This window comes from Sphingomonas sp. P2_B6 (assembly GCF_056404755.1).
Genome location: NZ_JBFUDK010000009.1, coordinates 51,035 through 62,851 on the forward strand (window position 1 = coordinate 51,035; position 11,817 = coordinate 62,851).

Annotated in this window: 11 protein-coding genes; 5 read left to right on the top strand and 6 right to left on the bottom strand. The window is 61.9% G+C overall.

All coding sequences use genetic code 11. From position 1 onward, the window contains the following. Genes AC1DX5_RS14130 through AC1DX5_RS14140 form a run of 3 tightly spaced genes read left to right on the top strand, consistent with a single transcriptional unit; the run spans position 1 to position 2,398 of the window. The gene (locus AC1DX5_RS14130; RefSeq protein ID WP_478016105.1) at positions 1-570 is read left to right on the top strand and encodes an LbetaH domain-containing protein; all 570 of its coding nucleotides are present in this window, start codon (positions 1-3) and stop codon (positions 568-570) included. Next, a complete protein-coding gene (gene galE / locus AC1DX5_RS14135; RefSeq protein ID WP_478016106.1) occupies positions 567-1,559 on the top strand; it encodes a UDP-glucose 4-epimerase GalE in 993 nt (330 codons plus the stop codon). The genes AC1DX5_RS14130 and galE overlap by 4 nt, the downstream gene beginning before the upstream one ends. 2 nt (positions 1,560-1,561) lie before the next feature. After that, positions 1,562-2,398: a glycosyltransferase family 2 protein gene (locus tag AC1DX5_RS14140; RefSeq protein WP_465181633.1), complete on the top strand. Its 837-nt coding sequence runs from the start codon at positions 1,562-1,564 to the stop codon at positions 2,396-2,398. Positions 2,399-2,466: 68 nt separating this feature from the next. Here AC1DX5_RS14140 and AC1DX5_RS14145 read toward each other — a convergent pair whose 3' ends face one another. From AC1DX5_RS14145 to AC1DX5_RS14170, 6 genes are all read right to left on the bottom strand, one after another. Continuing rightward, positions 2,467-3,495 (bottom strand): glycosyltransferase family 4 protein, encoded by a 1,029-nt coding sequence (locus AC1DX5_RS14145; RefSeq protein WP_465174183.1) that lies wholly within the window; start codon positions 3,493-3,495, stop codon positions 2,467-2,469. A 52-nt stretch (positions 3,496-3,547) separates the two neighbouring features. Next, positions 3,548-5,026, bottom strand: coding sequence for an oligosaccharide flippase family protein (locus AC1DX5_RS14150; protein ID WP_465174184.1), 1,479 nt, complete (start codon positions 5,024-5,026; stop codon positions 3,548-3,550). 18 nt (positions 5,027-5,044) lie between these two features. Further along, complete coding sequence (locus tag AC1DX5_RS14155) at positions 5,045-5,971, bottom strand: UDP-glucuronic acid decarboxylase family protein (RefSeq protein WP_465169786.1); 927 nt, start codon at positions 5,969-5,971, stop codon at positions 5,045-5,047. 197 nt (positions 5,972-6,168) lie between these two features. Beyond that, complete coding sequence (locus tag AC1DX5_RS14160) at positions 6,169-6,948, bottom strand: metallophosphoesterase family protein (protein ID WP_465169787.1); 780 nt, start codon at positions 6,946-6,948, stop codon at positions 6,169-6,171. Positions 6,949-6,977: 29 nt separating this feature from the next. Continuing rightward, entirely contained in the window at positions 6,978-8,141 is a 1,164-nt protein-coding gene (locus tag AC1DX5_RS14165) for a glycosyltransferase family 4 protein (protein WP_478016107.1), read from the bottom strand. Positions 8,142-8,256: 115 nt separating this feature from the next. After that, positions 8,257-9,549, bottom strand: coding sequence for a sugar transferase (locus AC1DX5_RS14170; RefSeq protein WP_478016108.1), 1,293 nt, complete (start codon positions 9,547-9,549; stop codon positions 8,257-8,259). A gap of 585 nt (positions 9,550-10,134) precedes the next feature. Between AC1DX5_RS14170 and AC1DX5_RS14175 the strand changes: the two genes are divergently transcribed. Together AC1DX5_RS14175 and AC1DX5_RS14180 are read left to right on the top strand one after the other, a co-directional pair. Next, positions 10,135-10,575: a FecR family protein gene (locus AC1DX5_RS14175; RefSeq protein WP_465169790.1), complete on the top strand. Its 441-nt coding sequence runs from the start codon at positions 10,135-10,137 to the stop codon at positions 10,573-10,575. 241 nt (positions 10,576-10,816) lie between these two features. Further along, positions 10,817-11,815, top strand: coding sequence for a GDP-mannose 4,6-dehydratase (locus AC1DX5_RS14180; RefSeq protein ID WP_465169791.1), 999 nt, complete (start codon positions 10,817-10,819; stop codon positions 11,813-11,815). Positions 11,816-11,817: the final 2 nt, after the last annotated feature.

Genomic DNA, 11,817 nt, shown 5'->3' on the forward strand with positions numbered 1-11,817 from the left:
ATGGCGGATACACCTCCATCCGACCGGACCGCACCCCGCATCGACATCGCGGCGAACCGGCGCACCTCGAACTATACGAGACGTGAGCGCCTTGCGCGGATCGCCTGGAGCATGGGAAGGCTGGTTTTCGCGGCGATCCCTCGCCCCTTCTTCGCCGCGCGCGCAAGTTGGCTGCGCCTGTTCGGTGCCAGAATCGGCAGGCATTGCCAGATTTATCCGACGGTGCGAATCTTCATGCCGTCACAGCTCGAGATCGGCGACTGGTCGTCGGTAGGCGACCGGGCGATCCTGTACAATCTGGCCGCGATCAGCATCGGCGAGCGGGTCACGGTTTCGCAAGGCGCACATCTCTGTGCTGGAACGCATGATTTTCGCGATCCCCACATGCCTCTGATTCGCGCGACGATCCGGGTGGAAGATGAGGCGTGGCTCTGCGCCGATAGCTTCGTTGGTCCACACGTCACCATTGGCGCGCGGGCAGTGGTTGGCGCGCGGGCGGTGGCGATGCGTGATGTGCCCGCTGGTGCGGTGATGGCGGGCAACCCCGCGCGCGAGGTCGGAAGGCGATGAGAATCCTGGTCACCGGCGGCGCCGGCTATATCGGCAGTCACACCTGCAAGAAGCTTGCGGCGGCGGGCCATGAACCGATCGTCTTCGACAATCTGTCTACGGGCCACCGGGGCTTCGCCCGTTTCGGTCCGTTGGTCCAAGGCGACATCAATGATGTCGGCGCGCTTCACGCTGCGTTGGCGCGGCATCTGCCTGACGCGATTATTCATTTCGCAGCCTCTGCCTATGTGGGAGAGTCGATCGCCAGGCCGTTGGCATATTACCGCAACAATGTCGGCGGAACGCGCAACGTGTTGGAAGCGGCCGTGGAGGCCGGCGTCACCAAATTTGTCTTCTCCAGTTCCTGCGCAACCTATGGGATCCCCGACGTCGTGCCGATCGACGAGGCCAGCCGGCAGCGCCCGATCAACCCCTATGGCGATACCAAGCTGTTCGGCGAAACGATGATGCGCGGCGTGAGCGCCGTGCACCAGATCGATTGCGTCGCGCTCCGCTATTTCAATGCCGCGGGTGCTGATCTGGAGGGGTATCTGGGGGAAGCGCATGATCCGGAAACCCATGTCATTCCGCTGATCCTTCAGGCGGCCGCGGATCCGGCGAAGCGCTTTTCCATCCTCGGCGTCGATTACGACACGCCCGATGGCAGCTGCGTACGTGACTTCCTCCATGTAGAGGATCTGGCCGACGCCCATTGTCGCGCCCTTGAAAGATTGAGCGGTACCGCCGGATTCGACGCGATCAATCTGGGAACGGGATATGGCCTGTCCGTCCGCGAGCTTATCGCCGCGGCCGAGCGCATCACCGGTCGCCATATCGCCGTTGACATCAAGCCACGCCGGCCCGGCGATCCGCCGGTGCTGGTCGCCGATCCGGCAAAGGCGCTGGCGACGCTCGGATGGCAGGCACGGCATTCGGATATCGACACGATCATGCGTAGCGCCTGGGCGTGGCTGCGCGCCGCCGACAATCCTGCGCGGCATACGGCCTGACGATGAAGGTCTCGGCGGTCATCCTGACCTTCAATGAAGAGGGCAATATCGCGCGGTGCCTGCAATCGCTGGCATGGTGCGACGATATCCTGGTCGTCGATTCCGGCAGCACCGACGCCACGCTCGCGCTGTGCGCGGAATATGGCGCGCGTGTGATGCACAATCCCTGGGTCAATTTCTCGACGCAGCGCAACTGGGCGCTCGCCAACGGCGACCTTCGCTGCCAATGGGTGCTCCACCTCGATGCCGACGAGGAAGTAACGCCCGAATTCAGGGCCGCGGTCGAACGGCTCGTTCCGCCGGCAGGCATCCACGGATATCGTATTCCGTCCAGGACGATCCTGTTCGGCAAATGGCTCCGGCGATCGGGCATGTATCCGGTCTATCAGGTGCGGCTCGGCGACCGCGACCTGTGTACCTTCCACGAACATGGCCATGGCCAGCGCGAAAACCTGACGGCCAGCCAAGTCGCCACGCTCGACACGCCTTATAATCATTATGCTTTTTCCCACGGGCTGAGAAACTGGTTCGTCAAGCATGTCGGCTATGCCCGTGCGGAGGCCGATCAGATTGTCCAATCACGGGCCGAGGCGGTGGCGCCGGACGAAGCAGGCCAGCTCAGCTCGACCAATCGGCGCCGGGCGATGAAACGCATGGCAAACAGGCTCCCTCCCCTTGCCCGGCCGCCTGCGCGCTTCTTCTACATGACGGTGCTGCGCATGGGCTTTCTGGACGGCCGCGTCGGTCTTTATTATTGCGTGATGAACGCGCTCTACGAAGCGATGATCGCCCTCTTCCTGATCGAACGCCGTTTTGCCGCGCGCAACATCAAGCCCTGACGGCATCGCCCATGCGACGCCCATGCGACGGCGCGGCAGATAGCCCGTCCGGCATCCCAGACCAGGCTCTACGCCGGCAGGAAAGAAACCATCAGTCGACGCATTTCCTTCGCCACGGCGTGCGCCGTGTGCCGGGCGAGATGGGCCTGTCGCGCGGCCGGATTCGGGTCGCGCGGTTCGCTTAACGCAGCCGCGAGCGCCCGTGCCGCATCAACGGGATCGCCCGAACGGAACAACCGCCCTTGTGTTCCCGCGGCCTGGGCCAATCCCCCAACATCCGAGACCACGGTGGCGCAACCGCCCGCCAGTCCTTCAAGCGCAACGATACCGAAGGGTTCCGGCCAGAGCGAGGGGACGACGAGAATCCTGTGCGCGTTCAACAATTTTCTGATCGTTGCACCGCGGGCCGGACCGAAAAATTCCACGCGATCGGACAAACCCAGTGACGCTGCAAGATCCCGCAGTTTTCCTTCAGCTGAGCCCTCGCCGACGATCGTGAGCCTGGCGTGATCCAGCGGGCCTCCCGGCAGTGCCATCGCCCGCAGCACCACATCGAAGCCTTTTTCGTCGACGAGCCGGCCAAGCGCGAGGATATCCTGGTCGCGCTCGACGCCTTCTTCCTCGTAGATCACATCCGCGTCATAAGGGTTGAGCAACGTGAGGCGGGGCCGACCCGGCGGCAGAGTGGCGGTGATGTAATCGCTGCACCCGAAATTGGCCGTGACATAACGCTTGATAAGCAAGCCCTTGAGTTGCGTCGGGTAGGATTGCTGCCGATCCGATCGGTCAGACAATCGATATTCATGCTGGTGCCAGACGAAGAGCGGCGTGCCCGAGGCAACGACCGACATGGCCAGCTTCAGCCCAATATTGGGCATGATGACGACATCCGCCTCACGACAGATGCGAAAGACCGTCAGCATGGAGGGATTCCGGATCAGGCGATAGGCACGCTCCGGCATTGGAGGGCCGTCATAAAGAGTCAGCACAGTCACGTCATCGCCGGCAAGCGCCTGCGCCTGCGCCATCATGTCGGCGATGTTCTCGATTCCACCGACGCGCGGCAGGAACGACGTGGCGCACCAGATAATCTTCAAACGCTGCTCTTTCCCAAATTGAAGAGAGGCCCCTGGTCTGGGCAGGCAGGCCTCATGGCCGTTCTCGGAAGGAATGGGGCATGAAGGAGGAAAGCCGGAATCGCCCCATAAGATCATGAATTAGTGTGTCGAATTCAACCGGACGGCGCCGGGCAAAAATGCCGATGGAAATAATCGAAAGGATGATGCCGACAGCCACCGGTGGCTGTTCAGGCAGTGCGAAGAGGCAGACGACCAGGCTCGCCAAAACGACACTCCCTTCCGGCGCGATGGTGGCAAGCAAGGTCTTTCCCGATTTCGTGAAGAATGCCCGGCCACTGAGATACATGATGTTGCGACCAAAATAAGCGACGCACGCGCCGGAGACACCCCAGAGATGCGACAGGCCCAACAGCAAGGCGCAATAGGGTGCGATGATGACGCCGGCGACATAGATGTTGGCGGCCGGCCGTCCCTGCCCGAGGATGCGGTAATAGAGCGAGCCGGAGAACATCTCGAGCCAGAACGCGGCCAGCAATATCTGCATGGGTAAAGTCGCCAGCAGCGCGAACGACGCCCCCATCCACAGGGTGAGAAAGGGCCTGGTTAGAAAGATGCCGATAACGAAGACCGGGCTGAGCACTGCGATCATTCGAAGCATCTTCTGCCCGAGAATTTTCTCTTCCTCGACAGCACGCGCGGCCAGTTGCGGCAGGGCCGCCTGACCCAGGCTGGCGGGAAAAACCATCACGCGGGAAATCGCGCTCGACGGCACCGCATAATAGGCGACCGCGCCGGAGCCCGCCACGGCGCCGAGAATCAACCGGTCGGCTGACGAGATGGCCAGCTCGAGCAGCCCACCGATCGACACCGAAGATCCATATCCAAGCAGCGCCCGCGCCGACGCCAGCGATATGGTGGGCCGCGCATTCTGCAGGAGGATTACCTGAGCGATCGTCATGGAAGCGATGACAAGTATCAATCTGCCGATCAGCGTCGCGATGATCAATGATTCAAGCGATGGCGAGATCAGCACTGCGGCCAGCACCGGCATGGTAATCGACAGCGCCAGGTTGATCGCCCCGAGCACGGCGCTGGTGACGAAATACTCGCGCGCTCGTAGCAGCCCCCCCGCCGTGGAATTCAGCACTGTCGAGAGCCCGATCGCGAGCAAAGCGGGCGTCGAGCGCAACAATTCGTCGCTCACCGCAGGGCTGAGGTTGAACAGGTTGCCGAAACCGCCGCCGACCAGACCGAACAGGATGACACCCGTCACCGCACCAACGGGCACGCTGATTGCCATTGCCGTCCAGAAATAGTCCGACTGACGGCTTCGATCATCCTTGCTCTCGCTCGCGATCCGATAGGTGAGGGCCGAGCCCATCCCCAGGTCGAACGCGGAAAAGAAGGTCAGGAACGCCCAGATGATCGCCAGGATACCGTAACGTTCGTTGCCGATGACATGGAAATACAGCGGCGTCAGCGTCGCGAACAGCACCAGCCCTACAAGGCTGCCTGCCAGATTGACGAAACTGTTGCGGCGAATTGCCATGATTGTGGCGGCTGTGCCTCAGCCCTTCTGAAGCTCGGAGAAATAGTCGATCGTCTTGATCAGGCCCTGCCGCAACGGAATCGATGGCTCCCAGCCCAAAGTCTCGCGGGCACGAGTGATGTCGGGCTTGCGCTGCATCGGGTCGTCCTGCGGCAATGGCCGGAACACCAGCTCCGATTTCGAGCCAGTCATCTCGACGACCAGTTCCGCCAGCTCCCGGATGGTAAACTCGACCGGATTTCCCAGATTGATCGGTCCCGACACTTCCGGGGCTGTATCCATGAACGCCATGAAGCCAGCGACCAGATCGTCAACATAGCAAAAGGAGCGAGTCTGCTGGCCGTCGCCATATAATGTGATCGGCTCACCGTTCAGCGCCTGCATCACGAAATTGGAAACAACACGACCGTCTGCCGGGTGCATGCGCGGGCCATAGGTGTTGAAGATACGGGCAACCTTGATCTCAAGCCCGTGCTGGCGATGATAATCGAAGAAGAGGGTCTCCGCACAGCGCTTGCCTTCGTCATAGCAGGAGCGGATGCCGATCGGATTCACATTGCCCCAATAGGCCTCGGTCTGCGGATGCACGCTGGGATCGCCATAGACCTCACTCGTCGAAGCCTGGAAGATCTTGCAGCGCAGGCGTTTGGCCAGGCCCAGCATGTTGATCGCGCCATGCACCGAGGTCTTGGTCGTCTGGACCGGATCATGCTGATAATGAACTGGCGACGCCGGGCAGGCGAGGTTGTAGATCTCGTCAACCTCGACATAGAGCGGGAAGCATACGTCGTGGCGCATGAACTCGAAGCGCGGATGGCCGGCCAGGTGGTCGACGTTGCGCTTCGTGCCGGTGAAGAGATTGTCCACACACAGCACTTCGTCACCGCGCTCAAGCAGTCGATCGATCAGGTGGGAACCCACGAACCCCGCTCCGCCGGTGACCATGATGCGCCTGCGGCTGTTATACAGTCTTGCCACGTTCGTGATGTCCCCGCCTAGTGAAACAGGCCTTTTGTTCGACGGCACCTGGGCACCGTTTGCCCGATCTGGCCCGAATTATCTCGCTGCTACAGGCTCGAACCCCGTCGCACCAGACGGCATGGGCACAAAATGCTGCGTTTGCACAGTTTGAGCCGCCCAGATCATATATCGCGCTCGTCAATGCTGATCATGCGCCGCTTCGCACCTTCGATCCGCAATGCCGTGAGGATGCCGGTCTGATAGGCGCCGGTATCGATCCCGATCCGGTTCTCCATCTCCTCCGGTGCTGCCGAGATCGTGTGGCCGTGCACCACCATGCAACCATGATCGGTTTCGTCGTTCAGGAACTCTTCCCGGATCCAGCGCAGATCATGCGGATCCTGGTCAGCCAGGGACTTGCCCGGCCTCAGCCCAGCATGGACGAACAGGAAATCGCCGAAAGTGAAGCTGTCGGCAAACCCTTCAATGAAGCTGAAATGGGATGCCGGAACGGCAGTGCGAATCATGGCGGCGGCCTCAGTCGGTGCGAGGGTGGCCAGGCGTCCGACCTCGACGCCATAGCTTTGCGCGAACTCGTAGCCGCCATAGGTAAGCCATTGATGCACTGCCTCAGGTTCATCGCCCAGCACGCGCAACATCATTTCTTCGTGATTCCCCATCAGAAAGATGGGCCGGATCCCTTCCGACGGCAATCGCATCAGGAATTCGATCACGCCGCGCGAATCCGGGCCCCGGTCGATCAGGTCGCCCAGCAGAATCAGATAGTCGCGGGCGCGACCATTATCGTGGCGGTCGCGATCGATCGTTGCGATCATGCGCTCGAGCAAGTCAAGCCGCCCGTGCACATCGCCGATCGCATAGGCGCGGGCACCCGAAGGGCCGCGCCATTCGGTGGGTGCTTTGCGCGTGGCACGCGATTGCCTGAAACGCGAGAACATCATTCGAGCCTTTTTGTACCTTGTAGCCGCAGCTAGCCCCGCGCGACGAGACTCTCAAGCGCGTGCGCCCATCGCTCCAGTGCGCCATCGCGCCGGTAACCGTGTTGCAGCATCGCACGGGCGCGATCGCCCATCGCGCGACACGCGGCCCGGTCGTCCGCCAACCCGGTGATCGCAGCGGCGAGACCGGTCGCATCGCCGGGCGCCACCGCCATTCCTGCTCCCGGACTACCGATCATTGACGGCACCTCGCCCATCGGATCGCACACCGCAACGATTGGCCGCGCCGCCGCTGCGATGCCGAACACCTTGCTCGGGACGATCAACCCCTCGAATTCGGGGCGGAGCGACAACCAATGGGCATCGCCCACCGCAAGGCTCTCCGACAGCCGCGCTCGCGGCTGATAAGGCTGGAAAACAAAGCGCTCTCGTCCCGCGGCGACCGCGTTGCGGCGAAGCTCGGTCTGAGCATGGCCGCCGCCAACGAACAGGAACCAGATATCCGATCGATGCGCGAGCAGCCCTGCGGCCGCAAGGAGCGTATCGGCCTCATGTGCGCGGCCGAGGTTCCCGGAATATTCGAGGACGAACGCGTCGGCCGGCAAACCCCAGTCGGCGCGCAACGCCGGGCTGTTCGACGCGGAGGGCGCGATGGCCTCATCATCACTCCAGTTGGCGATAGTGACGATCCGCTCCGCGGCCACGCCGCGGCGGGCAATCCGATCAGCCATGCGCCGGCCGATCGCGACGGTGAGTGCCGAGCGCCGCAACGCGACGTCACGGAGGGCGCCTAGTACACTGCCGACCGGCCCGCGCAATGCGCTCATGCCCATTGCGACCGCGACTTCCGGGTAGAGATCCTGAACCCAGTTTACCAGCCGCGCGCCGCGCACCTTGCACGCGACGAGCGCGACGAGCGCGATCAGGGGCGGATCGGTCTTGGCGACCACAATCGTGCCCCGGCGGAGGATGCGCAGAAGAGTCCAGCCGGCACTTAGATAGAAAGTCACATAGGCGAGCAGCCGTCCGATGATCCCCAGGTTCGTGCCGTTCACCGTCGCGACCCGCGTGACCGTCACGCCGTTGATTTGCTCTCGCGGCGACAGGCTTGCGCCCACGGTCCCATAGATCAGCCGACTGGTGACGATCTCTACCACCCAGCCCTGCCCCGCCAGATATTCGGCGAGATCGGTCAATATCTGCGCGGTCGCCGAATGATCCGGCGCGTAGAAGCGATTGACGAAGACGATGCGGCGACCAGCGATCTCGCACGCAGGGCGGCGCCTGGAAGAATCCGAAACCACGGGCCGACTATTTCGAGCCGAAGCCGTTGAGCATCACGACCACGGTTCGCATCGTGATCAGCACGTCCAGCCAGGCGGAGAAATTCTTCACGTAGAAAAAATCATATTGAAGCTTCATGTTGATCTCGGCGAGATCGGCGACATGGCCCTGGTTCACCTGGGCCCATCCGGTGATGCCCGGCCGGACGATGTGGCGATAGGAATAAAAGGGTATCTCCGCCTCATACCATGTCGACAGGTCTATCGCCTCCGGTCGCGGACCGATCCAGCTCATTTCGCCCGCCAGAATATTGAAGACCTGTGGCAGTTCGTCCAGCCGTGTACGGCGAAGGAAACGGCCGATGCGGGTGATACGATCGTCATCCGCCTGAGTGATCGAGCTCCTGCGTCGCGCGTCCTGATCGGCCTCGACACTCCGCGGCCGCATGGTGCGGAACTTGATCATCGTGAAGGAACGACCGCGATATCCCATACGCTGCTGGCGAAAGAAGACGGGGCCTGGAGAATCCAGGCGAATGGCAATGGCGATCATCGCCATCGCGATCACCAGCGGGGGTAGAATGGCGAGGCAAGCTGCGAGGTCGAGCAGGCGCTTGAACTTGCGATAAGCGAGATTGGGGAGAAGCGATCCAAAACTGTTCTCCGACAGATGCTCGATCTGCACCCGCCCGGTGAGCAATTCCCGGACTTGCTTCACATGGTAAACCGGGACGCCGTTGATCGCGGCGTGGGCAAGCATCCGTTCCCAGGGCGAATCGAGATCGTGGTGAAGGTCGGCGACGATCATCACGTCTCGTCCGACAGGAACCTCGGGTCGAGCGAGCGGCAGCCATTCCGCCCCCTCGATATCCTCGAGGAAGCCCGTCCGCCCACCCGGCACGACATGGAAGCGCCGGACCGCCCGGCGCGCGCTGAGATAGGCAAGGGCGTAGGCCGCGGCCACGCTGAGGGTGAAGCTCGCGATCAAGACCGTTCGATTATAGTCGAGCCGCAAGACCACGGCGGTCAGGATCGCCAGCCCGAACGACATGGAGAATGTCGGGAGCACGTAAATGAAGGTGCGGGTTCCCGGGAAGCCGCCGATCCGGCGCGACAACAATGTCGCACTGACGACGCTGAAAAGGGAAAGGACGAGGCTGGCCGGAGCCGATGGATGCTGATCGTAATTGGAATGCAGGCCGTAGCGCGCGGCGAGCGGCAGGAGCACGCCCAGGAACACCTCGACACAGAGCTGCAACCGCAATGACGAAATCCACCGCGCGTTGCCGACAAGGCTGGACAGATTGCGTTGCATCAGCATGAATCAGGCCCGATCCCATCGCCCCGAAACAATTGCCATCGCGCTACTCCAGCCGTGAACACGAGCGGATGCCAGGCATATGTCATCCGCCCGCACCGCCACCCATCCTTGATCCAAATCTTCGGCCAAATCCAGCCACCTCCCGCAAGTGCGAGATATTCTCATCAAGGCCTCGATCGGTCGGAAGAACGATCGAGCGGTGATCGCCTCTATATCATCACCGTGTCGCCACCGCGACAGAGCATGTCCGATCGGTCGGTGCCGTCCCCGGCCCCAAGAACGCCAACAGGCGATGCTCCGAATCGAGAGGCGGCGGAAACCAGCGCTTGCCAAGCGATTCGAACACCCGCGCGCCCATCCGGAGGACGCTCATGACAGCCGCATCAAACGGCTTAACCATTTGTTTGGTATAGAAACGACATACGACGTCACACATCATTACGGGAAACCTTTTGCACGGTGTGGCGTTACGGCATCAGTTCGAGACACTGTGCAGATGCGAACGTTTTGGGTGGACAAAATACGGGCTTGAGGCTAACCCCAGACCGTGAGCCTACTTCCAAGCGGTTCAGGAGGAGACTGAATATGAAATTTTCGCGGGTAACCGCCGCCATCTTGATGGCGAGCCTTTCTTCACCGCTGTTTGCCGGTGCTGAGCAGTCGGTCGGCAAGCTGACGGCAGCCAGCCAGGGCACCTTCGTTTCGCGCGAGGGCAAGCTGATTCCGGCGAGCGTCGGCCAGTCGCTCTATGCCGGTGATCGCGTCGTGACGCGCGGCCAGGCCCAGGCCAAGGTCGCCTTCCCAGGTTGCAGCTACACCATGGCGCCGACCTCCGTGCTCTCGGTCAGTTCGTCGAGCTGCGCGACCGCTCCGAAGTCGTTCGCTCAGGACGGCGGCTCGGGCGAAGAAGGCGCGGGCGGCGGCGGTGCCGGTGGTGGTGTCGTGCTCGGCCTTGGCATCATTGCGGCCGGTCTCGGCGCCTATTTCGGCTTCAAGAACGACGATTCGAAGCCTGCCAGCCCGTAAGCGCTGCAGCCGATAACGAACGATAACGGGGTCGGATGAAAATCCGGCCCCTTTTCGTATGATGATGGTGCTGCCTTTCAACGGTGCTCCCCGCCGACGTGGCAATATATTTCTATTTTTCCTCCTCTCCTAGCCTTAGCTGTCTGGCTATCGCAACGGGTTGAAGCGCTACGACTACCGCCTGACGCTTGCCAATCAGGCCACCTCTTCCTAGGCCCCGAGGTGGGGAGCAAATGACCTGATGCGCATTCTCGTGACCGGCGTGGCCGGCTTCATCGGCTTTCACGTGGCTCGACACCTTATCGCAGATGGCGATACGGTCATCGGAATCGACAATCTCAACGATTATTACAGCGTCGCGCTGAAGCAGGCGCGGCTGGCGCAACTCGCCAAGCAGGGCGGTGACCGATTCCAGTTCGCCCGGGTTGATTTCTCGGACTGGCGCAGCCTGGATGAGGCATTTTTCGACCTGGAATTCGACCGGATCGTTCACCTCGGCGCGCAAGCAGGCGTACGCTATTCGATCGATAACCCACGAGCCTATGTCACGTCGAACGTCGCCGGGCATCTCAACATCCTGGAACTCGCCCGCAACCGGAAGACCGATCACCTGGTCTACGCTTCCTCGTCTTCGGTCTATGGCGGCAATGCGGCGCTCCCCTTCCGGGTCGAAGACCGTGTCGATCACCCGCTGTCACTCTACGCCGCCACCAAGAAGGCGGACGAGCTGATGAGCGAGACCTATGCGCATCTCTATCGCGTGCCGCAGACTGGCCTGCGCTTTTTCACGGTCTATGGCCCTTGGGGCAGGCCGGACATGGCGATGTGGCTCTTCACCAAGGCGATACTCGCCGGCGACCCGATCCGTGTGTTCAATGGCGGCGACATGCGCCGCGACTTCACCTTCATCGACGACGTCGTCTCAGGCGTCGTTTCATGCCTGCACAAGCCGCCACGCGATGACGGTACGCTCAAGGCCGGAGGCAGCGTGGCGCCCCACGCCATTTACAATATCGGCAATCACCGTGCCGAGGAGCTCCACCGGCTGATCGCGCTGATCGAGGTCGCATGCGACCGGGAGGCGATCAAGGTCATGGAGCCGATGCAACCCGGCGACGTCCACGCGACCTATGCCGATATCAGCGCGATCCAACGCGACATCGGCTTCGAGCCCTCGACCAAGCTCGAGACCGGCGTACCCCTATTCGTCGAATGGTACCGCGACTACCACGGCATCTGAGG

Bases quoted from the DNA above. Each gene is read 5' to 3' on its own strand.
- AC1DX5_RS14160 (WP_465169787.1), bottom strand. From the start codon at position 6,948: ATGATGTTCTCGCGTTTCAGGCAATCGCGTGCCACGCGCAAAGCACCC.
- AC1DX5_RS14175 (WP_465169790.1), top strand. From the start codon at position 10,135: ATGAAATTTTCGCGGGTAACCGCCGCCATCTTGATGGCGAGCCTTTCT.
- galE (WP_478016106.1), top strand. From the start codon at position 567: ATGAGAATCCTGGTCACCGGCGGCGCCGGCTATATCGGCAGTCACACC.
- AC1DX5_RS14150 (WP_465174184.1), bottom strand. From the start codon at position 5,026: ATGGCAATTCGCCGCAACAGTTTCGTCAATCTGGCAGGCAGCCTTGTA.
- AC1DX5_RS14140 (WP_465181633.1), top strand. From the start codon at position 1,562: ATGAAGGTCTCGGCGGTCATCCTGACCTTCAATGAAGAGGGCAATATC.
- AC1DX5_RS14130 (WP_478016105.1), top strand. From the start codon at position 1: ATGGCGGATACACCTCCATCCGACCGGACCGCACCCCGCATCGACATC.
- AC1DX5_RS14155 (WP_465169786.1), bottom strand. From the start codon at position 5,971: ATGGTCACCGGCGGAGCGGGGTTCGTGGGTTCCCACCTGATCGATCGA.
- AC1DX5_RS14180 (WP_465169791.1), top strand. From the start codon at position 10,817: ATGCGCATTCTCGTGACCGGCGTGGCCGGCTTCATCGGCTTTCACGTG.
- AC1DX5_RS14170 (WP_478016108.1), bottom strand. From the start codon at position 9,549: ATGCTGATGCAACGCAATCTGTCCAGCCTTGTCGGCAACGCGCGGTGG.